The organism is Marinobacterium sp. MBR-109 (genome assembly GCF_040547565.1).
Taxonomy (GTDB): domain Bacteria; phylum Pseudomonadota; class Gammaproteobacteria; order Pseudomonadales; family Balneatricaceae; genus Marinobacterium.
The window spans coordinates 15,413-40,148 of sequence record NZ_JBEPPZ010000012.1 but is presented as its reverse complement, the minus strand read 5'-3'; the positions used below and the strand labels follow the sequence as shown (position 1 = coordinate 40,148).

The window sequence follows — 24,736 nt, the reverse complement described above, 5'->3', positions numbered from 1 at the left end:
GCGCTCCCTCAGTCACACCTGCCGAATCAGGTCGATGCGTAGTGTTTCAGCAGATTCGGTATATCAATGATCAGTGCGATGCGACCATCGCCCGTGATGGTCGCACCCGACAGGCCCGGCGTTCCATGCAGAATACTGCCCAGCGGCTTGATCACGACCTCTTCCTGTCCTACCAGTTGATCGACAACAAAGCCCACTCTGGATGTACCGACACTGACGATTACGACGTGCCCCTGATCCGGCAGCCGCGCACTTTCATGCCCTGTAATCAACCAGCGCTTGAGATGGAACAGCGGCAACGCCTGATCTCGCACGATGATCACCTGCTGACCATCCACGATATTGGTTTTGGTCAAATCCAGGTTAAAGATCTCGTTCACGTTGACCAGCGGCAGTGCAAAGGCCTGACCTTCAAGTACTACCATCAGCGTTGGCATGATCGCCAACGTCAGCGGTACCTGAATCGCAATCCTGGTCCCCTGCCCCATCACCGAATCGATACTGAGTGTGCCGTTAAGCTGAGTAATCTTGGTCTTGACCACATCCATGCCGACGCCGCGGCCGGATACATCAGACACCTCAGTCTTGGTGGAGAAGCCGGCCTGGAAGATCAGGTTGAAACATTCCTGATCGGTCAGACGCCGGGCGGCTTCCACATCCATCATGCCGCGTTTGACCGCCAGGTTACGCAGCACCTCCGGGTCCATACCGGCACCGTCATCCTGAATGATCAGCAGGATGTGATCACCTTCCTGCTCGGCGGAGAGCAGCACGTTACCCTCGCGCGGCTTGCCTGATGCCGCACGTTTTTCAGGTGACTCGATACCATGGTCAACAGCGTTGCGCACCAAGTGAATCAGTGGATCCGCCAGTGCTTCCACCAGGTTCTTGTCCAGATCGGTTTCTTCACCGCGCAGCTCAAGCCGCACTTCTTTCTTGAGATTGCGTGACAGATCACGGATCAAACGCGGGAAACGGCCAAATACCTTTTTCACCGGCTGCATACGGGTCTTCATGACCGAGGTTTGCAGATCGGCGGTGACCATATCCAGCGTGCCGAGTGCCTTGCCCATCTCTTCGTCTTCACGGGCACCGCCCAGACGTACCAGACGGTTGCGCACCAGCACCAGCTCACCGACCATATTCATGATCTTGTCGAGCAGGCGGGTATCAACACGAACATTGCTCTCGGCGGCCGGTTTGTTGCCAGTAGCCGGTTTGCCTTTTGCCTCTTTTGCGTCATCTGCAGCAGCAACGGCTGGCGCAGCAGCAGGGGGTGGCGGTTCAGCCGGTGCGGGTGCGGGTGTAGGGGCAACAGGTGCAGCTGCCGGCTTGACCGGTTCAGCGTCCGGCATATGCGCAAAGGCACCCTGGCCGCTGGATTGAAGCTCATCCAGCAGCGCTTCAAACTCATCGTCGGTGATCAACTCACCATTGCTGTTGGTCGCTGGTGCAGCCGCGGCCGCTTCAATTTTCGGGGCCTTGCCGGGGCCATGCAGCTCGTCCAGCAACGCCTCGAATTCGTCTTCAGTGATCAGCTCATCGCCACCCGATTCAGATTCGCTCTGCTGATGGCTGCCCGCCAGATCACCCAGCAACATCTCAAATTCATCATTCGGTGTATTCGGATTGACCGGTGCCGCCTCCGGTTGAGGGGCAGGTGCTGCCGGTTTCGGTGCGGGTGCGGGTGCGGGTGCAGATGGCGCTACTTCACCACGCCCTTCGGCAAAGTCCTGCAAACGCTGCAGCAATGCGGCCGATGCATGTTGAGGCTCTTCGCCATTGCGTACCGCTTCAAACATGGCATTAACGGCATCAAGTGCCTGCAGCACCACATCCATCAGCTCGGAGCTGATACTCAGCTCGCCGTTGCGCAGCAGATCAAAGAGGTTCTCCGCCTTGTGGCAGCACTCCACCATCGCTTCCAGCTGCAGAAAGCCGGCACCACCCTTGACGGTATGAAAACCGCGGAAGATCGCGTTCAGCAGATCCTTGTCGTCGGGGCGCTGCTCCAGATCGACCAGCTGCTCAGACAGCTGCTCAAGTATCTCGCCGGCTTCGACGAGAAAGTCTTCCAGTATTTCCTGATCGACATCCAAACTCATAGGGAGCTCCTATCAAAATCCCAGGCTGGAAAGCAGGTCATCAACATCGTCCTGATCACACAGCGTATCTGTTTTCCCTGTCGGAAGCTGGGGCCCTTCCGCCCGGATAGGATCATGTTTTTGTTCTTGTTCAGCCGGTTGGCCCTTGCGCCGCACCGGCTTGTCATCAGAGGCTGCTATGTCCTCTGCACTTTCCAGGCTGCTCAGCCGTTCTACTCTGGCCGCCATATCCATCAGTTTAACCAGCTGGCCCTCGACTTGAGTCACCAGCGTGATCACCCGGCGGATCAGCTGACCGGTTATGTCCTGAACCCCCTGGGAGACGAGGATATCAGTCAACGTACTGCGCAGTTCATTAATGGTTTTTTCGGACTGATCCTTCAGGGTGCAGGTACGATCATAAACCCCGTTCAGTGCCTCGAACTCACCTTCAAGCTGCCCCACCAGCAACAGCAGATCCTTGAAACGTTCACTCTGCTGGTCCAGCTTGTCCACCAGACCGAGGGAGCGATCCACACGGTCCATGGTTTCATGGGCATTCTTTTCAGTCAGTTCAATTACGTAGTTGAGTCGATCTGAAGCATCACCGATGGCAGAGACTGTACTTTCCGCTTCGCTCGGCATTTTTTCACCGACATCGCTGGAAAATGACTTGATCGCCTCATGCAGCCCGCGTGTCAGATGACCGACCTCGTTGTAGAACACCTGGTGACGGGCAAACTGAAGCTCATTGATCAGCCCCATCGCCTCTGCCATGTTGCCGGCCTCAAGTTCGGAAACCAGTGCCTGGGCACGGCTGCGCAGAAACTCATCGAAGCCGTTGAAGTCCACTTTACTGGCCGTTTGCGCTGCCATCTGTCTTCCCCGCTTCCGGTTAACCCTCGATACGCTCGAAGATCTTGTCGATCTTTTCTTTCAACACGGCGGCCGTGAACGGCTTTACGACATAACCGTTCACACCGGCCTGTGCTGCCGCAATAATCTGCTCGCGCTTGGCCTCTGCCGTTACCATCAGTACCGGAATGGACGCCAGCGCAGGATCGGCCCGAACCGCCTTGAGCAGGTCGATGCCGGTCATTTCCGGCATGTTCCAGTCGGTAATGAGGAAGTCGATACCCCCCTGCTTGAGAATCGGCAACGCCGTCTTGCCGTCATCGGCTTCATCGACATTGGTAAATCCAAGGTCTCGCAGCAGGTTCTTTATGATGCGTCTCATGGTGGAGAAATCATCCACAACGAGAATTTTGATGTCTTTCTTCAAGACACTTCTCCCAGTTCAGAAAACACCTTCAAGAGTCGTCCTTTTCCAGACCGTAACCGGTCAGCGCCAATCCCTTAGCCGGCCCTTGAGCCTCAGCGCAGCCTGGCTATGGATCTGGCTCACGCGCGACTCACTCACCCCAAGAATCTGTCCTATCTCTTTAAGGTTCAGCTCTTCATCATAATACAGCGCCAGCACCAGCCGCTCGCGCTCCGGCAAGGCACCTATCGCCTGTGCCAGTGCATGCCTGAACCCTTCCCCCTCATGCGCATGCCCGGGGTCAGGGTCAGAGGCGACAAACTGCTCCGAGGGTGTTTCTTCGGAGCTGTCAGTCAACTGATCATAACTGAACAGACGGCTGTCGAGTGAATCCTGCAGCAGGGCATGGTACTCGGCAACCCCTATTCCCAATTCGGTCGCGACTTCTACGTCTGTCGCATCACGCCCGGTCCGGTTTTCAACCTGGGCAATCGCTTCGCTGACCCGGCGCCCATTACGGTGCACTGATCTTGGCGTCCAGTCACCCCGCCGCACTTCATCGATAATGGCACCGCGAATACGAATGCCGGCGTAGGTCTCAAAACTGGCGCCCTTGCTGGAGTCATATCGTTTGGCGGCTTCGAGCAGCCCCATCATGCCGGCCTGAAGCAGGTCATCCAGCACGACATGAGACGGCAGGCGTGCCATCAGATGATGCGCAATACGGCGCACCAGAGGGGTGTATTCCTCAATCAGCTCCTGCCCTGACTTAAACTCCAGCTCGTTGTACATATACGCTTCTTTTCAGTGTGCCCGCGCTCCCTGCACGAGCCGCTCGACAAAGAATTCAAGGTGCCCACGCGGGCTGGAACTCACAGGCCAGCTGTCCACCTTGTTCGCCAACTGGCGATAGGCCAACGCGGCCTTGTCCTTGGGAAAGGCTTTCAAAACAGCCTTTTGCCTCTGCACCGCTTTGCGCACCGTTTCATCATAAGGGATTGAGCCAACGTATTGAAGCGTAACATCCAGGAATCTGTCGGTCACCGTCAACAGTTTATTAAACATGTTACGCCCTTCGGATTCGGTTCTGACCATATTGGCCAGCACTCGAAAGCGCGTCATCTGGTAGTCACGATTCAAAAGCTTGATCAGCGCATAGGCATCGGTAATTGAGGTCGGCTCATCACAGACCACCACCAGCACTTCCTGAGCGGCGCGTACAAAACTGACCACCGAGTCGGAGATACCCGCTGCGGTGTCAATTACCAGCACATCCAGCTCGTCCGCAATATCGTTGAAAGCGTGGATCAATTCGGCATGTTCATGGGCACTGAGCGCAGTCATTTCCTGAGTACCCGAGGCCGCGGGCACTATCCAGAAGTTGTCCCCGGCCGGCACCATGACCTCCTTGAGACTGCAGCTGCCGGCAAGCACATCCGATATATTGCGCTGCGCCCTGAGACCGAGCATCACGTCGACATTGGCAAGGCCCAGGTCGGCGTCCATCAGTACCACTCGCTGCCCCATCTCACTGAGAGCCGTGGCCAGATTGACGGACACGTTGGTCTTGCCAACACCGCCCTTGCCGCCTGTTACTGCAATCACCTTGACCGGGTGGGTCTGCTTCATCAAATGACTCCTCAACCCGCCCTGAATAATGAACCGTCGGCAGCTTGATCTGTATCATGCTCCCCCGACTTTTGTGCAATCACCACCGCACGACTGACCAGATCATGCCGTTTGGCGATACCGATATCATCCGGAATTTTCTGTCCGTCTGTCACATAGGCGATCGGCAGCTGCTTTTCAATCGCCAGCGTAAGCGCTTCGCCCAGACTTCCCGACTCATCTGTTTTGCTGAGTACACAACCGTTCAAGCCCAGCTCTCGATAGTTGTCAAACGCACTGCGCATCAACTGACGCTGACTGGAGCAGGACAGCACCAGCAACTTTTTCAGGCGTACAGTGACACTGGAAAGCATCTGCATCTGCACCAGACCCTGCGGATCGGATGCACTCATGCCTGCGGTATCGATCAGCACCAGACGCTTGTTGCGCAGACTCTGCAACACCTCCTCCAGGCTGTGGTTTTCATCCACCACCCGAACAGGCACATCCAGAATACGGCCAAAGGTTTTCAGCTGCTCATGGGCCGCGATGCGGAAACAGTCCGTCGTGACCAATGCCACACTGGAACTGCCGTGCTGCAGCACATGACGAGCAGCCAGCTTGCCGATGGTAGTGGTTTTGCCGACACCTGTCGGGCCGACAAATGCGATCATGCCGCCTCGCTCCACCAGCTCTTCCCCCAGCACCGGCAGAGCATCGGAGAGGCGGGCCAGTGCATTGCGCCAGGCCTTGTCAGCGGCAAGCTCAGGCTCAACGCCACTCATCAGCTGCTGCACCAACTGCGAACCGAGGCCCAGCTGCTCCAGGCGGGCGTGTACAGCTGATCTTTCCTGCACCGGAGAAGTGGCGGGAGCAGTAAACACGGGCGCAGCAGGTTCGGGACGTGCCACCTGCTGCTGCAGCATGTTGCGCAGCTCCTGGATCTCCTGCTGCATGCTCAGCAGCGCGTCGTCATCTGCAGGCAGGGCATCGTTATCAACAGGGCGGACTTTAGGCCGGGCTGCCTCGACCTGACGGGAAGACGGAGAGGAGACCTCACGCTGGCGGTTGCGGGCACGAAGCGATTCAAGAATGGAACGCAGATCCTCGTCATCTTCGTCATCAATTTGACGATTGGCGCTGCGATCTGCCACCGGCGTCGGCTCCGTGATGCGCCGACTGGCTTCAGCAATACGGGCACGGGTACGGTTCAACTCCTCTTCAAGCACGGCATTGCGACTGGCCTGTTCCGACTGGTGCGAATGCCCGCCCGTCAGAATCCGTATTTGCTCATCCCGGTTCTGTGGCTGACGACTGCGGCTGCGACTGCGCTTGAGTTCAGCCTGAGCGGCCTCGTACTCATCTTCACGAGCGGCCACAACCTCAACCCCACCCGCCACGCGGTGGTTGGAGATGATCACGGCATCAGGGCCGATTTCGTCACGCACCCGGCGCATTGCCTGGCGCATATCCGGTGCAAATATGCGTTTTACCTTCATACCCGTCCCTTATCGGCCGCCAGCCGCCAAACCCTAGCCATTTTGTCCACCTACAGTGGCCACAATCGTGACTTTCTTGTTCTCCGGGATCTCCTGATAGGAGAGTACATGAATCTGGTGTTCTCCATAACGTACAAATTTGGCCATCAGAGGCCGAACAGGGGCCGCTACCAGCAGAATGGATGGCTTGCCGGACATCTCCTGCTTCTGTGCGGTCTCGCCCAGCGAACGTTGTAGCCGCTCAGCCATTCCCGGCTCCAGTACCATCCCCTCTTCCTGCCCCTGCTGCATGGACCCCAGCAACATCTGCTCCAGTGACGGGTCCAGTGTAATGACGGCAAGCTCCGGTTCCGAGCCGTTGACCGTCTGCACAATCAGGCGCGACAGCGCTACCCTTACGGCTGCGGTCAGTGCCAGAGGGTCCTGCGTCCGGTTGACCGCTTCAGCCAGCGCCTCGGCAATGGAGCGAAAGTCCTTCAACGGCACCTGTTCCATCAACAGATTCTGCAACACCTTCAGCAATGCACTGATCGACAGCTTCTTCGGTACCAGCTCCTCTACCAGTTTGGGCGATGACTTGCCCAGCAGATCCAGCAGCTGCTGCACCTCTTCATGCCCCAGCAGCTCATGGGCGTGAGTCTGCAGTACCTGGTTGATGTGGGTTGCCACCACCGTACTGGCGTCTACCACGGTATAGCCCAAAGTCTGCGCATGCTCCTTGTGGCTTTTTTCGATCCAGACCGCCTCCAGACCAAACGCCGGGTCACGCACACTGACCCCTTTCAGTTCACCGAACACCTGGCCAGGGTTGATCGCCAGCTCGCGGTCGGGGTAGATTTCAGCCTCACCGGCGATAACCCCCATCAATGTAATGCGGTAGGCGCCGGGCAACAGGTCCAGGTTATCCCGGATATGCACAGACGGCACCAGAAAGCCCAGATCCTGAGACAGCTTCTTGCGCACCCCCTTGATCCGTCCCAGCAACTGCCCACCCTGCATTTTGTCCACCATCGGAATCAACCGGTAGCCAACTTCCAGTCCTATCATGTCCACCGGCATCACATCATCCCAGCCCAGCTCCTTCTGCTCCTCCGTGGCCGGCTTGCTGTCCACTGGCGTCTCGGCTTCTTCCGCCTTGGCCTGCTCAAGCTTCTGCAGCTCCTGACGCCGAATCCACCAGGCAATACCGGCTGCTGCCATCGCCAACATCAGGAAAGCAAAGTGCGGCATGCCAGGCACTATACCCATGATAAAGAGTATGGCAGCTGCCACAGTCAACGCACGCGGTGAGGCGAACATCTGACGGAACACCTGCGACCCCATCGCCTCCGAGGAGTTGGCACGGGTCACCATCACCGCAGCCGCCGTAGACAGCAGCAGCGACGGGATCTGAGCCACCAGCCCATCACCAATGGTCAGCAGTGAGTAGTATTGCAGGGCCAGGCTGAAATCCAGACCGTGCTGCACCATACCGATCCCCAGACCACCCAACAGGTTGATCACCAGAATCATGATGCCGGCGACCGCATCCCCGCGCACAAACTTCGAGGCACCGTCCATTGCACCGTAGAAATCGGCTTCCTGCGTCACTTCTCGGCGCCGGTCACGCGCTTCATCCTGACCGATCAGACCCGCGTTCAAGTCAGCATCGATGGCCATCTGCTTGCCCGGCATCGCGTCCAGGGTAAAGCGGGCACTCACTTCGGAGATACGGCCGGCACCCTTGGTGACCACCACAAAGTTGATGATCACAAGAATCAGGAACACGATGATACCGACGACATAGTTACCCCCGACCATCACGTCGCCGAAGGCTTCGATCACCTTACCGGCGGCATCTCCCCCCTCATGGCCGTACAGCAGCACCACTCGGGTTGACGCCACATTGAGTGCCAGTCGCAACAGGGTGGCGGCCAGCAGAATGGTCGGAAACACACCGAAATCAAGCGGCCGCAGGGCGTAGATCGCCACCAGCAGCACCACTATCGAAAGGGCAATATTGAAGGTAAAGAACACGTCGAGCATGAACGGAGGAACAGGCAACGCCACCATGCCCAGCACGACAAGCAACAGCAGCGGAATCCCCAGATTCCCCTGTGACAGGCTGCGCATGTTGCTCAGGACGGCTTGGCGTTCCACTCTTCCTCCGGATTCGTCAAAAAAACGTCAATCCACAACATTAACGCCGCAACCCGGATCAATCCGACTGCAGACAGAGAAAAAACGCTGCTTTTCTGACGCTTAACGTACTTCAAGAGGGGATATATGCAAGAATCTGGCCAAATCCTTACTCGTCCGGATCCTTGCGATACTCTTCAGGGATATCAATATCCTCATCCCGCAACGGCTCCGGCGCTTCCTCCAACCGCTTGCGATAGCGCTTGAGCTGAAACACATAGGCCAGCACCTGGGCAACCGACTGGTAGAGCCCCGCAGGAATCTCGTCACCGATCTCGGTGGCGTGATATAGCGCACGCGCCAGTGGCGGAGCCGACAACAGCGGCACATCATGCTCCTGTGCGATCTCGCGGATCTTGAGGGCAACAAAGTCCCCCCCCTTGGCAACAACACGCGGAGCACCACTGCCACCCTGATCATACTTCAGCGCGACCGCATAGTGGGTCGGGTTTGTGATCACCACATCGGCCTCAGGCACTTCAGACATCATTTTGCGTTGTGAAATTTCACGCTGCAGCTGGCGGATACGCCCCTTGACCTCGGGCTTGCCCTCGGTGTTCTTCATCTCATCCTTGACTTCCTGCAGCGTCATTTTCAGCTTCTTGTTGTAGTCGTAGAGCTGAAACGGCACGTCAATCAACGAGATGATGATCAGCGACAGGCTCATTACCAGAAAGGACCAGCCGAGGATCTGCAACGAATGGGCGATGGCCGGCTCCACGGCCTCTCTCGCCAACGCAAACAGGTCAGGCCGATCCAGCCACAGCACCATGATTGCAAAGGCCCCCACCAGCAAAAACTTGGCCAGCGCCTTGAACAGTTCAATCAGCGCCTTGAGCGAAAACATTCGCTTGAGCCCACTGAGCGGGTTAATACGACTGCCCTTGGGCTGAATGGCCTGGCCGCTGAAGTTCCAGCCCCCCAGGGCGATGGGGCTCAGCAGCGCCGCCAGCAACGTCAGCAGATAAAAACCCCACAGGCTCAAAAAGCCCTCATACAGCGCCTCACCCAGATGCGTGAACATGAGCGCCGTATCGAAAGCGTCCCGCCGATCAAGGGTAAAACTTTCCTGCATGATGCCTATCATGGTGGCGGCCACATTACCGCCAAACAGAATGGCTGACGCGGCAGCGGCCAGCAGTAACGCCGTGGAAGCAAGCTCGCGTGAGCGGGGAATATCGCCTTTTTGACGCGCATCCTTGATGCGCTTCTCCGTGGGTTGTTCTGACTTTTCCTGACCTGTCTCTTCAGCCATTTCAGCGCCCTGCCTTCAGCAGCTGGCTGACATTTTCCAGCGCCTCAGCCGAGAATGTCTGATAGTGACTGAAGAAGCCCGACAGGCTGACCCAGACAATGAAAACCCCCATCAGCATGGTGAAGGGGAAGCCAATCGCGAAGATGTTCAGCTGGGGCGCCGCTTTGGTCATGATGCCGAACGCAAAGTTGATCACCAGAAGCGCGGTCACGGCTGGCAGCGCCATCATCAGAGCGGCCATGAACAACCAACCTCCCCAATGGGCGATCTCCCACAGCGTCATTTTACTGACACCTTCCAGCCCCACCGGAATGACATCAAAACTGTCCACCATGATTTCGATCAGCACCAGGTGCCCGTTCATACCCAGAAACAGCATCATCACCAGCATCAGGTAAATTTGAGACAGGATCACCGTACTGACACCATTGGCAGGATCGGTCATGGAGGCAAAGCCAAGCCCCATCTGCATCGCCATCATCTGGCCACCGGCGACAAAACTCTGCAGCAGAATATTGGCGGAGAACCCAAGCAGTGAGCCGATCAGCACCTGCTGTGCCACCACTATCCAGTTCTGCAGCGACAGTCCATCGAACTCAGGCATGGGAGGCAGCACCGGCACGATCAGGACCGTCACGGCCAGTGCCAGCCCAAGGCGCAACCGCATCGGCAGCATCTGGGTACCGATGATCGGCATCGCCATGAAGAAGGAAGAAACCCGAAACAGCGGCCAGAGAAAACTGCTGACCATTTGTTCGACCTGCAGCAGGGTAATTTCCATGGCCTAGGAGATCAGTCTGGGAATGTTCATGAACAGGTAATTGAACAGGTCCGATATGTTGGTGACAATCCATGGACCTGCCCACATGACCGCCAGCAACGTCACGATCAGGCGGGGCAAAAAGCTGAGGGTCTGCTCGTTGATCTGGGTTGCGGCCTGAAACACCGATATGATCAAACCAACAGCCAGTGCCGGGCCAACGATCACGGCGACGATGATCACCACCAGCCAAAGGGCCCGACCAAAGAGGTCAAGCGTCATGCCCGGATCCATAACACCTCCCTAAACACCAAAGCTTGCCGCCAGTGTACCGATCACCATGGCCCAGCCATCCACCAGCACAAACAGCATGATCTTGAACGGCAGCGAGATGATGACCGGAGACAGCATCATCATACCCATGGCCATCAACACACTGGCAACCACCAGATCGATCACAAGAAAGGGGATAAACAGCATGAAGCCGATCTGAAAAGCGGTTTTCAGCTCACTGGTGACAAACGCAGGTATCAGTATAGTAAAGGGAATCTCTTCTGCCGTTTCCACCGCCGGCGTTTCCGAGATCCGCATGAACAGCTGCAGATCGCTCTCGCGCGTCTGGTTCAGCATGAACTCATGAAAGGGGACGCCGGCCGCCTCGAAGGCCTCCATCGGCCCCAGCTCTTCCGCCATATACGGCTGCACGGCGCGGACATTCACTTCCTCCAGCACCGGTGACATGATAAACAGCGTCAGAAACAGCGATAGGCCGATGATGATCTGGTTGGAAGGCGTCTGCTGCAAGCCCAGCGCCTGTCGCAGAATGGCAAATACGATGATGATGCGCGCAAACGAGGTCATCATCATCAGCATGGCCGGCAGGAACGTCAGCAGCGTCATCAATGCCAGGATCTGGATGGTGACGCTGTAGTTGCTGGTACCGTCCTCGCCGGTGACCAGCGTTACCGCCGGAATGCCGGTTTCCGCCAGTGCGGCCATGGAGGGCAGCATCAGCAGGGGCAACAGCAACAAGGGCAGCATCCTGCGCTTCATGGCTCGCCTTGCCCCCGCCCCAGCACCTGCTGCAAACGATCGGCAAATGCGGCACCACGCAGCTCTGCCGAATCCAGCACCGGCTCATCAAAACGTGCCAGCAGGCTGACCCGACCAGGCGCCACACCGAGGAGCATCTGCTCCTGTCCGATCTGAACCAGCACGGCACGTTCACGCTGACCCAATGGCAGCGCAGCCAGCACTTTCATGCCTCGGCCTTGAGCCGGCGCACCATTCACTCGGCGCATGAGCCAGGCCAGCACCAGAATGAGACCCACCACCAGCGCCAGCCCGAGCAGCAGCTGACCAATAGCCCCCAACGACAGCGGATCAGGCAGATCGACACGTGCACCGGCCTTGCCGCTCTCTTCAGCAGCCGATGCCAGTGTCGGCAGCAGCACCAGAGCGAGCAGCGCCCTCATTTGAGCCGCCGGATGCGTTCCTGCGGACTGATCACGTCGGTCAGGCGAATACCGTAACGGTCGTTAACCACGACCACTTCACCGTGCGCGATCAGGGTACCATTTATCTTCACGTCCAGCGGTTCACCCGCCACACGGTCGAGTTCAATGACCGATCCCTGACTCAACTGCAGCAGGTTGCGAATGGCGATCTCCGTGCCACCCACCTCCATGGTCAGGTGTACCGGAATGTCCAGGATCACATCCAGCTTGGGATCCGCAATCGGCGTAGATTCATCCCTCAGTTCGTCGAGTTCGACGCCCTGAGCACCACCCCCGGACTGTGCCTGAACGTCATCCAGCAGCGCATCCGTATCCACACCGGCATCACCGGTCTGTTGCTCCAGCGCTGCGGCCCATTCGTCCGCCAGTGCCTGTTGATCCTGATCGTTGTTCTCGTCACTCACCTTGGTCACTCTCCGCCGGCCGGTTTACTCACTACCCGGCCGCTTGATGGGATCCTTGATTTTAACCGCCAGATTACCACGCGAGGTCCCCAGCTGGCACTCAAACATGGGAATGCCGTTGGCTCTCAGTTCAAGATTTTCCGGCATTTCCACCGGGATAACATCGCCCGCTTCCAGCTGCATCACATCACGCAACGTCAGCTCCCGCTCGGCGACCGTCAGATCAAGCTCCAGCGTGGCCATCATAATGTCACGCCGCAATGCCGTCAGCCAGCGCTCGTCGCCCTTCTCTTCATTGGCCTGTACACCGGACACCAGCTGCTCACGGATCGGCTCCAGCATCGAATAGGGCATGGTAATATGCAGCTCGCCGGTGCCGCCCTCAAGGTCGATCTGAAACGAGCTGACCACCACAACCTCGGTCGGGTTGATTGCGTTCGCCATGGCCGGGTTCACTTCATGGCCTATATGCTCAAACTCCAGCTCGGCCACTGAGCGCCAGGCATCTTTCAAATCCTGAAACAGCTGCTGCAGTGTTTTGTGCACAATGCGCGTTTCGGTGGGGGTGAACTCTCGTCCCTCGATCTTCGCATGCCGACCGTCACCACCGAAGAACTGGTCTACCAGCTTGAATACCAGCCGCGCATCCATGATGAACAGGGCCGTACCCCGCAACGGATGCACCTTGACCAGACTCATGCTGGTAGGAACATAGAGGGTATGAATATAGTCGCCGTACTTCATTACCTGAATGCCGCCGACCGTCACATCGGCGGTACGGCGCAACAGGTTGAACAGGCTGATACGGGTATGACGGGCAAAACGCTCGTTGATCATTTCGAGCGTTGGCATCCGGCCACGCACGATACGCTCGTGGCTGGCCAGATCGTAAGGCCTTATGCCATCAGCATCCTCGCCGGCATCGTCTTCGGTCTCGACATCTCCGTCATCGACGCCGTGCAGCAACGCATCTATTTCATCCTGTGAAAGCAGGTCCTTGACCGACATGGATAACCCTACTGCATCACAAAGTTGGTAAAGAGGATGGTTTCAACCCCGGGCTGGCCGATTTTTTCCTGCATGATCGACTGTACCAGCGCCGTGGCTTCTGTTCGCAGTGCCTGTTTGCCTTCCAGCGTTTGCAACTCCTCGAACGCCTGGGTGGCGAACAGGGCGTTGAGCCGCGCCACGATCAGTGGCATGTGCAGTTTCAATGCATCATCCACAGCCGAGTCCCGGCTTTTCGCCTCAATAAAGGCCTGCATGTAATGCCGCTTGCCATCAGATGACTGCAGCGTAACCACAAAGGATGGCTTGCCTTCCAGCGTGCGGATTTTGGTGTAGATCGCCTCTCGCTTGACCGCCTCAACCTGCTGATCCTCGCCACCGGAACCGCCACCCGACAGAAGGAAAAACGCAGCAGCCCCGCCGCCGCCCAACAGCAGGACTATTACGGCCACGAGTATGATGATTAGCTTCTTTTTGGAACCTTTGGCTCCCTGTTCGCCATCTGCTGCTTCTTTATCTGCCATCAGTGCCTCCGCTGGTCGAGCGTTAATGCGCTTGGGTGGAGACTAATATAACACACTGTTTTTGGGGCTGAAGCCTCAGGCGTAATAGTCCACCAGACCGACCTTGACCGAATGCAGTGCCAGCCCCTCGTTCGGAACCGCGTCACCCTGCCCATAACTGCCACCGGGCTGGCCCTGTCGCGCCTGTTCGTGCTGCCCGGATTGCTGCTGGGAGGACTGGTCCGCCACTGAAGAATCCTGCAGATTGAGTCCCTGTTCGGCAAACATTTCGCGCAGCCGCGGCATCTGCTGTTCCAGCGCCTCACGTACCATGGGATTGGGACTGGTGAAGCTGACACTGACCTGATCGCCACCCTGCATGTGGATACGGATCTGCATGGCGCCCAACTCCGGCGGATCAAGCTGAATTTGGGCGGTACGCGGACCGTGCTGCGCCATCATGATCGCGCGCTCACCCATCGCCTGCCCCCAATTGGGCGAGAGCAACTGCTGCTGGGCCAGTGAGAAAGGTTGTTGTGGCAGGGCTACCCCTGGCGCGGCGCTCTGGCTACGGTTCCCGGCGGCAGCCTGAGCCTGGGCCTGCTGAGAATCCTGCCGCTGAGACGGCTGCTCTCCCCCCCCTTCGTCACTCATGTTACTGCCGCTGCCGCCCTGTACCACCTGATCTGCACGGCTGGCCATCGCTTCGACTTGAACACGACCGCCAGCCGTATCAGGACCTGTACGCGGCGCGTTGTTGGCCGTTACAGCCGCTTCCAGTGCACCATCGGACTGTGTTGATGCAGTGGCACTGATTGCTGACTGAGCAGGACCGTTCTGCGGCTGCAGATTGATTGGCTGACGCGTTTCATCAGCGGTCGACTCACTGCTCACAAGCGGCTGCCCCTGTACCGATGGGTCGCCATCGGGTTGCACACCGGCTGCAGGCTGTCCGGCTTCGGTCAAGCGCAACGAATCTGTGTCCGTATTAACACCCGGGGCCGCCTCAACGCCCCCTTCTACTCCCACCATGGCACCCGTTGCCTGGGCTTGCTCACGCGTTACCGATGCGGGTATGGCGGGCTGTGCCGGCTTACCCTCCCCCGGGAACGGTTGTGCCGGTGTGGCACGCACAGTACCTGCCGCTTCATTCTGGCGAACGGATTCACTTTGTCGCACCGTTTCAGCCCTGCTGGCTGGCTGTCCCTCTGACCGCATGGCGGCGCGCTGCTGATCGGCACTGGCTGCCTGCTGTGACTGTGCTGTTTGCTGCTGTGTTTGTGCAGCCTGTTGCTGTATCTGTTGCTCACGGTTCTGCTGGCCGGCTTGCTGCTGGCGAGCGGCTTCGGCGGCAACCTGCTGATCCCTGAGTTGCATCTGCGCCGATTGCTCGGCTGTTTTCTGCTCTCGTGTCAGTTGCTCGACATTACGTTCAACGTGAACCGCTTCAGCCTGGCGCCGCTGATCGCCCTGCCGCTCAGCCTCAACCTGCCGAGCCGCGCCAGTCTGTTGCCGTGCAGCCAACGCCTCGCCGTTTGCCATGGTTTGTGCCGATTTATCAGCTGCTTCTGCCTGAGTCTGCGCTGCCTGTGCCTGCAGTTTTTCCGTTGGCAACTGCTCAGCGGCTTCAGAAGCCGTTTCAAGCAACAAGCCCTGCTGTCCCAGCTCCGGGTCAACAGTGCCATCCGGCTGCTCTGACTCGATGTCCGGCGCATCCGGCAAGCTCTCGCCTGTGGGTGGCAAAACCGTGCCCGCACCGGCTCCAGCTCTTGCCTCTTGATAGGCCTGCAACGAACCGTTGAAATGGAAATGGAAACCGCCCCCCTGCATCGGAGCGACCGGGGCCGCCGCCGCACTGGCTGTCGGGTTCAGCGATTGTCCGCCTCCGCCCAGACCCAGCAACAGAGGAGATGAAGGTGATGGTTGTGTGATTGCCATGACAGGTTCCTGCAAACAAGGTTACAGGTAGTAAGCAATTTGGATGCCAGATTCAGATAAAGCGAGGACGGATGTGCTGTGAGCGCTCATCAATATCCTGCTGCAGTTTGCGCTCCTGCTCCTGCTGCTCCTCGTCCCGGGCCTTGCGAATCAGACGCTCGATCCCTTTCTGGCGAGCATAGATCTGCTGCCAGTAGGCACGCACCTGCTGCAGCTGTTCTCGCGCCTGTTTCAGCGCATACTCCTGCTCGAAGATGGTGGTGTTGATCTTGTGCATGAACGCCTGCTGAGTATGCAATGCACCGATACTCAGGCCCTGCTGGCCACTGGTCGTAAACTGCTGCTGATATTCACGTAGATAGGTTTGCAGCTGCGCAATACCGGCTTCCCCCTGACTCACCCGTTTCTGTGCATCTGCCAGAAAGCGGTCGGCCTCCTTGCGCTTGCGTTCGGCAACCGAAAGTACCACCTGTAACCGATCAGACCGTTTGGCCGCCATGTGTCACTGCCTCCTATGGGGTACGCCGCAGCGTTTGCGGCTGGCCAGGCTGATTCTTGGGCTGCGGCGGAGGGGACATGACCATCGCCAGTTCCTGTACGCTGCGCTGCATCGGCATCGGCTCATCCATCCCCTGCTGCAGGTAGGCACGAATGGCAGGCAGCATATCAACCGCACGGTCGGTTTCAGGATCACTGCCGCGCGCATAGGCCCCGACCGAGATCAGGTCCGCGTTCTGCTGATAGCGCGAGTACAGCCGCTTGAACTGCAACGCCAGATTCAACTGACTGCTGTCCACGATCTGTGGCATGGCACGGCTGATCGAGGCCTCAATATCCAGCGCGGGATAATGCCCCTGCTCTGCCAGCGTACGAGACAGCACAAAGTGCCCGTCCAGTATGGCGCGTGCCGAGTCAGCCACCGGGTCCTGCTGATCATCGCCCTCCGTCAGTACGGTATAGAAGGCGGTGATGGAGCCCCCTCCGGTTTCACCGTTGCCCGCACGCTCCACCAGCTTGGGCAGCTTGGCAAATACGGATGGTGGATACCCCTTGGTGGCGGGAGGCTCACCCACGGCCAGCGCGATCTCTCGCTGCGCCTGAGCATAGCGGGTCAACGAGTCCATCAGCAGCAATACGTTGCACCCTTGTGCACGGAAATACTCGGCAATCCGGGTGGTCAGCTGGGCCGCACGCAGGCGCATCAGTGGCGAGTCATCCGCCGGCGAGGCGACCACCACCGAACGCGCCATGCCTTCGGCACCCAGACTGTGATCAATGAATTCACGCACCTCACGGCCACGTTCGCCGATCAGGCCCACCACGGTAATTTCCGCCTCGGTGAACCGGGTCATCATGCCGAGCAGCACCGACTTGCCTACCCCGCTGCCGGCAAACAGCCCCAGGCGCTGACCTCGGCCCACCGTCAGCAGGCCATTGATGGCCCGTATGCCGACATCAAGAGTTTGCTCAATCGGGTGTCGATGCAACGGATTGATGCTTTCGCCGGCCAGCGTCACCATGTCATCGGGCTTGAGCGGCCCTTTTCCGTCCAGCGGGCGGCCAATACCGTCAATCACGCGCCCGAGCAGGCCAAACCCCACCGGCACCAGGCTGGCACCCACGCGCGGACGCACCGCAGCGCCGGGCGCCAGCCCGTCCACGCTGTCCAGCGGCATCAGATAGATGCGGTCACCGGCAAAGCCAACCACCTCAGCCTCGACACTGCCATCTCCCTGCAGATCCACCATGCAGTAGTCGCCCAGCGCCACTTTCAGCCCTACGGCTTCCAGCGTAAGGCCGATCAACCGCGTAACCTGCCCCTCCACTCCGGGACGGGGCGGTTCATAGTCAACCTGCAGATAGCGTTCAAGACGGTGATTCAGATCCGGCAAGGCGGGCTCCGATGATCAGTTGGAATTGGCTTCAGATGTACTGATAAGGCGGGCCAGCAGTTGCTCCGCCACCTGGGCAAAACGTTCTTCAGTATGATAATCAACGCGACAGCTGCCACTTTCGACGATACAGCTGCCCGCTGCAAGACTCTCGTCCGGCTTGAGTTGAAGCCGACTGTCATCCAGCAGCGGCTCAAGCGCAGCCTGCTGATCAGGATGAACCCGCAGCAGAACCTCACCACTGGCCTTGGGCAGTTGATCCAGTGCTTCATGGACACTGCGCGCAAGCAGCTCCACACGCTGACTCAGCTCGGCCTTGACGGCCGCTTCGGACAGGGACACCACCAGCTTGATCAGGGTGGACTCAAGCTCTTCACGCTGTTGTTCGATCGGCTGCTGCAGCTGCTCAAGCAGAGCATCGAGCCGTTCCAGTCGAGCCTTAATCTCGGCCTGCCCCGCTTCCAGCCCCTGAGCCAATCCCTGTTCGTAACCTTCCTTGCGGCCCTGCTCACGCCCCTCGTTCAGCCCCTCGGCATGACCTTCACGGCGCGCTTCCTCACAGATCTCTTCCCACTGTGACAGCGTCAATTTTTCGGCAAATATCTCCTCTTCAACCACGGAGACATCGACCTCTTCGAGCGGGGTTTTCGGCTTGCGTGCCAGCGCCTGCACCACCGGCGCTTCAACACCCACATCGGGCGGCAGCCAGCGCTCGGCGCTGGCCACATCAGCGGCACGAATACGGACAGGAGCATCCTGTTTCATCAGATCATCTCTTCGCCGGAGCCACCCAGCATGATTTCACCCTCATCGGCCAGGCGACGGGCCACATTGAGGATCTCTTTCTGAGCGTCCTCAACTTCGGATACACGCACCGGACCCTTGGCCTCAAGGTCGTCACGCAACAGCTCAGAGGCGCGCTTGGACATGTTCTTGAATATCTTTTCCTGCAGGGCAGTATCGGCGCCCTTGAGCGCCAATACCAGACTGTCGGTGGAAATTTCGCGCAGTATCACCTGAATGCCTCGATCGTCGACATCGATCAGATTCTCGAACACGAACATGAGATCCGAAATCTCGCTCGCCAGCCCCTCATCATTTTCCTTGATCCCTTCCATTAGCTCGGCTTCAAGGCTGGTTTCAATGTAGTTCATGATGTTGGCGGCCGAACGCACACCGCCCAGTGTGCGCGACTGGCTGGCCTTGCTGCCGGCGAACTGAGTTTCGAACATATCATTCAGTTCCTGCAGTGCCTGAGGCTGAATGCGGTCCAGCGCTGCAATGCGCATGAGAATATCCAGCCGTACCTTTTCATCGAAGTAGGTCAGCACAACCGCCGCCTGATCCGGATCAAGGTAGGCGATCACAACCGCCTGAATCTGGGGGTGCTCATAGCGCAGCACTTCAGCAACCTGACGCGGATCCATCCAGCGCAGGGTATCGAGTCCCGAGGTATTGGTACTGAACAGGATACGGTCGATCAGTGTCTTGGCTTTCTCTTCGCCCAGGGCCTGATTCAGCATGGCACGGATATAGCGGTCGTTATTGATGCCGATGCCGGTCTGGTCACTGACAACGTGCATGAAATCGGCGACGACCGACTCGACGCGCGACTGCGGCACATTATCCAGCTGCGTCATCGCCTCGCCGATACGCTGCACCTCCTTGGGGCCAAGGTGCTTCAGAATCTCGGCAGCATCGGACTCGCCCAGGCTGATCAGTAGAATCGCCGCCTTCTGAATATCCGTGAGATCACTGTCATCGCTCATGATCGATCACCCACTGCCGAACTGCCTGCGCCACTTTTTCCGGATCCTCGGCGACCATGCTTCTGATCGCATTGAGCTGATAGTCAAAACTTTCATTGGGCGTCGGCATGACACCACGATCGGAACCACCGAGTGTCACCTTGTCATCCGCCACCCCGGCGCCGTCCAGCCCTTCAAGATCTGCCGATATCTCACCGGCAGGCCCCAGTGTTGCCACCTCACGCCCCTTACCGGCATCCGCCAGACTGCGCAGAATCGGGCGCAATACACCCATAATCAGCAACAGTACAAACAGCCCCGCCATCAGCTGTTTCATCAGATCCCAGAACCAGTCCTCCTGCCAGAAGGAAGACTCTTCCACTTCAAACTGCTCAGGGGGCACGAAGGGTGAGTTGACCACGGTGACGCTGTCGCCGCGCAGGGCCGAGAAGCCCACAGCGTTACGTACCAGCACCTGCAGCCGCTCAAGCTCGCTTTCGGTCCAGGGCGTGCGTACGGCCTCACCGGATTCAGGGTTGATGGTCTGAAGATCATCCACAACCACCGCAACACTCAGGCGCTTCACCACACCGGTCTGATGCCGGGTATAGCTCAGGGTACGGTCAAGCTCATAGTTGCGCACGGCCTGCTCACGACTGGAGCCTGAACGTGCAGCGCCACCCCGCGCGGCAACATCACCTGTCATCTCTTCAGGAACCGAGTTGGGTCCGGGCGGCTGATTGGACAAGGCACCCGGGACCCCTTGGGCAAGGTCACCGCTTGCGCGGTTTTCTTCCAGTGTCTGCTCACTGCGCAGCGCCGGCAGATCCGGGTTGTACATTTCATCGGCCTGCTCGACCTCGGTAAAGTCAATATCGGTCGATACCTCGGCCCGGAAGTTGCCCAGCCCAACCACCGGCTGCAGGATGCTGTTGACACGGTTGAGCAGGGTTTCTTCAATGCTGCGGGTATACTCAAGCTGCTTGGCCGCCAGCACCACATCCTTGTCCTGACTGCGGGTATTGAGCAGGCGCCCTTTCTGGTCTACGACTGTGACATCATCCACCGCCAGCTCAGGAATACTGGACGCCACCAGATTGGCGATGGCCGCCACCTGATCCCGCTCCAGAGTGCGCCCGGAAAACATTTCAATGAACACGGAAGCACGCGGCTTGCGCTGATCGCGGACAAACACGGATTCTTTCGGCAGAGCAAGGTGAACTCGGGCAGAACGTACCGCAAGCAGGCTGCTGATGGTGCGCGCCAGCTCGCCTTCAAGGCCGCGACGGAAGCGAGCATTTTCCATGAACTGACTGGTCCCCAGCCCCTGTTCCTGCTCCAGCAGCTCGAAGCCAACCGTCTTGTCAGCGGTAAAGCCTTCGGCGGCCAGCTTCAGCCTCGCCTGATGCACATGCTCCTGCGGCACCAGAATTGCGCGACCATCGGCATCAAACTTGTACGGCATGTTATACAGCCGCAGTTGTTCGATCACCTCATTGGCATCGGAAAAGTTGAGATTGGAAAACAGCACACGATAATCCGGCTTCTGTGACCAGAGCACAACGGCAAAGCCAATGGCGATGCTGGCAGCCAGCCCCACCATCAGGCCCAGCTGACGCAGGATGCCCAGGCTGTTAAAGCCGGTCATCAAACTGCCCTTGCTGTTAAATTGTGCCGGTGTGTTATCCATTCAGCCCTGACCGTGTAAAACCTGAAAACATTAAATCGGCATCTTCATGACATCTTCATACGCCGTTACCAGACGGTTACGCACCTGGGTCATGGCCTGAAACGAAACCGATGCCTTTTGCGCCTGAATCATGACCTGCGGCAGATCCACACTGGGATCACCCCGTTCATAAGCGTCACGCAGTCGTGATGCATCCGACTGGTGTTCATTGACCTTATCCACAGCCCCTTTGAGCAGCGTCGCAAAACTGTTGCTTTCGGTCTTGCTGATCCCCGGCGCACCAATACCTTCGGCTCTGAGGTCCTGCATCTCGACCGGACGCGGCCCTTGCTGTACCTCTGACTTGATCGCGCGCATCTGTGACAGAAGGCTGTTGATATCAGCACGTTCAATCATGCAGAGCTTCCTCCCGGACGGCAATATTTTGACATTATAGAGACTAACCCTCCCGCTTCAAGCCGCAATCATGTCGGAGTTGACAATATCCTGACGCCAATTGGGCCTGACAAGGGTCAAGCTGTTACTGCTCAACGCTATAATGCAAAAAGCGGGCCATATAGCCCGCCAGGAAGATTGACGCTGGTATAACCGCCTAGTATCGGCCGTCAGGCGACTCACCGTAGCGCAGGCGCACATACATCAGCGCTACCGTGATGGCGTCCCCCAGCGCCGTGTGCCGCTCAATGATGGGGATATCCAGCTTGCCGGCTATGGTGTCAAAGCGCAGGTCGATATTACCACCCACGTGCTTCCACTTGATGATGTCGTGATAGACATGGGAAAGTTCGATAGCCTTGTTGGGCAGGCCGAAACCGTACTTGGGGCGAATGAACTTGTCCAGCATGCGAATATCAAAATTGACGTAGTAACCGAGAATGGGGCGGTTACCGACAAACTCCAGCACCTTTTCCAGCGCTTCGTCCAGCTCTATGCCATCAGCCAGATCGCTGGCTCTGATCTTGTGGATCTTGATTGAATCGCCACTGAGACTGGCCGGCGGCTTCAGTTTCAGGTCGAGCCGCTCACTGGTAATGACCTTGCGCCCCTTGATGCGTACAGCCCCGATGGACAGTATTTCAGCCTTTTTCACATCAAGACTGGTGGTTTCACAGTCCAGTGACACAACCTCATCACCCTTGCAAGCCTCGAACAGATGCGCCCAGGGCCCCTCCCGGTGCTCACGCTTCTCTTTCAAACGCCGTATTGAGCGCGGAATGATCATCTATATCAGCCTCCCAGGTGGTAACGCATTGTCAGGTGCTTTTTAAACCCCTTCACCACATGCAATGCGTCACGCAGCAGTTCCCGCTCGAGCTTGTTCAGCTGTTGCAGGTCGATCATGTTCGGGGTTGGGTCAGTGCCGTCCGGGCTTTCTTCAGCACGATGAATCTGCTGCCGCAGGCGCAGCTGAATAAACAATGCCAATGCTTCAGACAGGTCACGGCCATGCTGCTCCTGCATCTGCCCACTCTCCATCAGCGCCTCAATACGCTGGAAGGTATTGGTCTTGAGGATCCGCTGCTCCAACGCGATGGTGCGGATACCGTGCACAATGGGGAAGATCCCGCCCTTCTTGATATCCAGCTGCCCCTTGTCCTTGAGGTTGCCAAAGAAGGTCAGTGGTGTATCAAACTCGATCGCAGCACGGGCAAAATGCGAGAAGAATACGTCATTGTTTCGCAGATGGCGCAGGAACCAGTTGCGAGCCACCTTGAACAGCGCCTCGTTACCCGCCACCGGTTTGGCATCAACCGCAATGGCCAGGCTCATCTGCGCGCTGCCTTCACAGGTATCGGCCCAGTCACTGAGCCGCTGGGTCCAGTCGCCCACCGAGTTGACCCATTCGGGATTGGACACCATGATGTTGCCCGGGCAAGGCGGGAAACCGAATGAAATCAGTGTTTCGCTGAATTGCTGCATGCATTGCTGCATTTCAGGCCAGGCCAGATTGTCACGAAAAATAAGAGCGTTGTCCTGATCGGTTTTCATGATCTGCTCGGCACGCCCTTCCGATCCCATCACAATCAGACAGACATGGGGCTGCATGTCCACAGGCACGATCAAATCAAACAGCTTGGCAATAATGCGCCCGTTCATGGCCGCCAGCAGATCCATGGTAAAACGAATCTTGACCCCGGTAGAGATCAGCGCCTTGATCAACTCATTCAGGCCCTGCGCAGCTTCACGCAGCTGATCAATACTGGCCGCACGTTCAATACGCAGCCCAATCACATGAGAGTGGCTGGAGAAGTAACTGAGCACATCGGTCAGCTCGACGATACCCACCATCTCCTGACCGTCCATCACCACCACACGCTCAATCTGTTGCTGGGTCATCATCACCAGGGCATTGAACAGATAATCTTCATGGTCGATGGCGATCAGACGGTAACTGGCGATCTCGGACACATCCGTTTCCAGCGGCAACTGCTTCAGCACCACTGCATCCAGCAGATCGGTTCCGGTCACCATGCCATAGCGTCCACCCTTTCGCGCCAGTACACAGTCGGCCTTATGGGCACGCATCAACTCGGTTGCGGCATGAATGCTGGTACCCTGCTCAACTACCAGCGGCTCGCGAACGGTGGCATCGGTGATTTTGGCCAGCATGAACTCGGCCATGTCCTGATTGCTGCCATGCTGAGCAACAATTTCTCGCTTTACCGCTAGGTTCTGCTGGAAGTAGTCGGCAAATTGGGCATTGGTGGCCATCAACTCCAGCAGCGTTCGTGTCGGCAGGATATGACAGATGGTTTCCTCTTCCGCCACAAAATTATGGATCGCCTTGCCTCTCAGAGCCGACCAGCCGCCGAAGTAGTCTTCGTTCTCGTAGTGAACAAACACATGCTGAGTTCTTTTTTCACCATTCTCGGCAACGGCTTCACTCTCGCTGACCCGACCCTTGAGCACTACATGCAGACCGTCAGGCACTTCACCTGCCTTGATCACGGTTTCGCCTTTCTGGAAATAGCCGATATCCAGATTGGCGCGCAACAGCGCCTGCTCCTCTTCATTCAGCAAACTGAAAGGGATGTTGTCGATCTTGAATGAGTTGGGCATGTTCTACTCCTGCAGTTCGAGATCAGGGCGTGGCTGGCTCATGCCAAACACATAGGCCCACACAAGTACAATAAAGAGATGGACGGAGCCTTCCTGATCAAACCGGAAGTCAGGGTGGACGTTTGAAAGGCGAATGTGATGCGGCTCAGCAATAAAAACGGCGCCACACCCATACAAGACAGCAAAGCAGATGACCAGACAGGTCAGAATAACTCGAAGGTTCTCGCGCCGGTAAGCCTTGGCGCCTCCCGTACCTGAAGACATGACACCATCCTGTTGTTGTTATTTCCGGTGAAAGCATGGGGGCTTATGCACTGAATCTAACAAACAC

At 57.7% G+C, this 24,736-nt stretch carries 25 protein-coding genes; all 25 read right to left on the bottom strand.

The features are described from left to right. Nucleotides 1-26 precede the first annotated feature (26 nt). Nucleotides 27-2,105, bottom strand: coding sequence for a chemotaxis protein CheA (locus ABIE60_RS13905; RefSeq protein WP_354470121.1), 2,079 nt, complete (start codon nt 2,103-2,105; stop codon nt 27-29). Nucleotides 2,106-2,117: 12 nt separating this feature from the next. Beyond that, nucleotides 2,118-2,960 carry a protein phosphatase CheZ gene (locus tag ABIE60_RS13900; RefSeq protein WP_354470120.1) on the bottom strand — a complete coding sequence of 281 codons (843 nt, stop codon included), beginning with the start codon at nt 2,958-2,960 and terminating at the stop codon, nt 2,118-2,120. Between the two features lie 19 nt (nt 2,961-2,979). Next, the gene (gene cheY / locus ABIE60_RS13895) at nt 2,980-3,354 is read right to left on the bottom strand and encodes a chemotaxis response regulator CheY (protein ID WP_502914965.1); all 375 of its coding nucleotides are present in this window, start codon (nt 3,352-3,354) and stop codon (nt 2,980-2,982) included. 72 nt (nt 3,355-3,426) lie between these two features. After that, nucleotides 3,427-4,137, bottom strand: a complete 711-nt coding sequence (locus ABIE60_RS13890) for an RNA polymerase sigma factor FliA (protein WP_354470119.1) — start codon at nt 4,135-4,137, stop codon at nt 3,427-3,429. Between the two features lie 12 nt (nt 4,138-4,149). Then, a complete protein-coding gene (locus tag ABIE60_RS13885; protein WP_354470118.1) occupies nt 4,150-4,974 on the bottom strand; it encodes a MinD/ParA family protein in 825 nt (274 codons plus the stop codon). An 11-nt stretch (nt 4,975-4,985) separates the two neighbouring features. Further along, the gene (gene flhF, locus ABIE60_RS13880) at nt 4,986-6,452 is read right to left on the bottom strand and encodes a flagellar biosynthesis GTPase FlhF (protein WP_354470117.1); all 1,467 of its coding nucleotides are present in this window, start codon (nt 6,450-6,452) and stop codon (nt 4,986-4,988) included. Between the two features lie 33 nt (nt 6,453-6,485). Next, on the bottom strand, nt 6,486-8,564 hold the full coding sequence (gene flhA / locus ABIE60_RS13875) for a flagellar biosynthesis protein FlhA (RefSeq protein ID WP_502914964.1): 2,079 nt from the start codon (nt 8,562-8,564) through the stop codon (nt 6,486-6,488). Between the two features lie 175 nt (nt 8,565-8,739). After that, complete coding sequence (flhB, locus tag ABIE60_RS13870) at nt 8,740-9,885, bottom strand: flagellar biosynthesis protein FlhB (protein WP_354470115.1); 1,146 nt, start codon at nt 9,883-9,885, stop codon at nt 8,740-8,742. A gap of 1 nt (nt 9,886) precedes the next feature. Then, the gene (gene fliR, locus ABIE60_RS13865) at nt 9,887-10,666 is read right to left on the bottom strand and encodes a flagellar biosynthetic protein FliR (RefSeq protein ID WP_354470114.1); all 780 of its coding nucleotides are present in this window, start codon (nt 10,664-10,666) and stop codon (nt 9,887-9,889) included. 3 nt (nt 10,667-10,669) lie between these two features. Then, nucleotides 10,670-10,939: a flagellar biosynthesis protein FliQ gene (gene fliQ / locus ABIE60_RS13860; RefSeq protein ID WP_091822419.1), complete on the bottom strand. Its 270-nt coding sequence runs from the start codon at nt 10,937-10,939 to the stop codon at nt 10,670-10,672. A 9-nt stretch (nt 10,940-10,948) separates the two neighbouring features. Continuing rightward, nucleotides 10,949-11,686, bottom strand: coding sequence for a flagellar type III secretion system pore protein FliP (gene fliP, locus ABIE60_RS13855; RefSeq protein ID WP_354470187.1), 738 nt, complete (start codon nt 11,684-11,686; stop codon nt 10,949-10,951). Between the two features lie 8 nt (nt 11,687-11,694). Beyond that, entirely contained in the window at nt 11,695-12,120 is a 426-nt protein-coding gene (fliO, locus tag ABIE60_RS13850) for a flagellar biosynthetic protein FliO (protein WP_354470113.1), read from the bottom strand. Continuing rightward, nucleotides 12,117-12,566 carry a flagellar motor switch protein FliN gene (gene fliN, locus ABIE60_RS13845; RefSeq protein ID WP_354470112.1) on the bottom strand — a complete coding sequence of 150 codons (450 nt, stop codon included), beginning with the start codon at nt 12,564-12,566 and terminating at the stop codon, nt 12,117-12,119. The genes fliO and fliN overlap by 4 nt, the downstream gene beginning before the upstream one ends. Before the next feature lie 24 nt (nt 12,567-12,590). Then, complete coding sequence (gene fliM, locus ABIE60_RS13840; RefSeq protein WP_354470111.1) at nt 12,591-13,574, bottom strand: flagellar motor switch protein FliM; 984 nt, start codon at nt 13,572-13,574, stop codon at nt 12,591-12,593. Nucleotides 13,575-13,582: 8 nt separating this feature from the next. Beyond that, the gene (locus ABIE60_RS13835) at nt 13,583-14,098 is read right to left on the bottom strand and encodes a flagellar basal body-associated FliL family protein (RefSeq protein ID WP_354470110.1); all 516 of its coding nucleotides are present in this window, start codon (nt 14,096-14,098) and stop codon (nt 13,583-13,585) included. Nucleotides 14,099-14,173: 75 nt separating this feature from the next. Then, nucleotides 14,174-16,015 (bottom strand): flagellar hook-length control protein FliK, encoded by a 1,842-nt coding sequence (locus ABIE60_RS13830; protein ID WP_354470109.1) that lies wholly within the window; start codon nt 16,013-16,015, stop codon nt 14,174-14,176. Nucleotides 16,016-16,067: 52 nt separating this feature from the next. Beyond that, nucleotides 16,068-16,514 (bottom strand): flagellar export protein FliJ, encoded by a 447-nt coding sequence (gene fliJ, locus ABIE60_RS13825; RefSeq protein WP_354470108.1) that lies wholly within the window; start codon nt 16,512-16,514, stop codon nt 16,068-16,070. A 13-nt stretch (nt 16,515-16,527) separates the two neighbouring features. Next, on the bottom strand, nt 16,528-17,907 hold the full coding sequence (gene fliI / locus ABIE60_RS13820) for a flagellar protein export ATPase FliI (RefSeq protein ID WP_354470107.1): 1,380 nt from the start codon (nt 17,905-17,907) through the stop codon (nt 16,528-16,530). Between the two features lie 15 nt (nt 17,908-17,922). Further along, a complete protein-coding gene (locus tag ABIE60_RS13815) occupies nt 17,923-18,672 on the bottom strand; it encodes a FliH/SctL family protein (protein ID WP_354470106.1) in 750 nt (249 codons plus the stop codon). Further along, nucleotides 18,672-19,676 carry a flagellar motor switch protein FliG gene (gene fliG / locus ABIE60_RS13810; protein WP_354470105.1) on the bottom strand — a complete coding sequence of 335 codons (1,005 nt, stop codon included), beginning with the start codon at nt 19,674-19,676 and terminating at the stop codon, nt 18,672-18,674. The genes ABIE60_RS13815 and fliG overlap by 1 nt, the downstream gene beginning before the upstream one ends. Then, nucleotides 19,666-21,345 (bottom strand): flagellar basal-body MS-ring/collar protein FliF, encoded by a 1,680-nt coding sequence (gene fliF / locus ABIE60_RS13805; RefSeq protein ID WP_354470104.1) that lies wholly within the window; start codon nt 21,343-21,345, stop codon nt 19,666-19,668. Before fliF ends, fliG begins: the two co-directional genes overlap by 11 nt. A 30-nt stretch (nt 21,346-21,375) precedes the next feature. Beyond that, entirely contained in the window at nt 21,376-21,741 is a 366-nt protein-coding gene (gene fliE / locus ABIE60_RS13800) for a flagellar hook-basal body complex protein FliE (protein ID WP_354470103.1), read from the bottom strand. Nucleotides 21,742-21,937: 196 nt separating this feature from the next. Beyond that, nucleotides 21,938-22,567 (bottom strand): 3'-5' exonuclease, encoded by a 630-nt coding sequence (locus ABIE60_RS13795; protein WP_354470102.1) that lies wholly within the window; start codon nt 22,565-22,567, stop codon nt 21,938-21,940. Between the two features lie 5 nt (nt 22,568-22,572). After that, nucleotides 22,573-24,405: a DUF294 nucleotidyltransferase-like domain-containing protein gene (locus ABIE60_RS13790; RefSeq protein WP_354470101.1), complete on the bottom strand. Its 1,833-nt coding sequence runs from the start codon at nt 24,403-24,405 to the stop codon at nt 22,573-22,575. 3 nt (nt 24,406-24,408) lie between these two features. Beyond that, complete coding sequence (locus ABIE60_RS13785; protein WP_354470100.1) at nt 24,409-24,669, bottom strand: sodium/substrate symporter small subunit; 261 nt, start codon at nt 24,667-24,669, stop codon at nt 24,409-24,411. Nucleotides 24,670-24,736 lie beyond the last annotated feature (67 nt).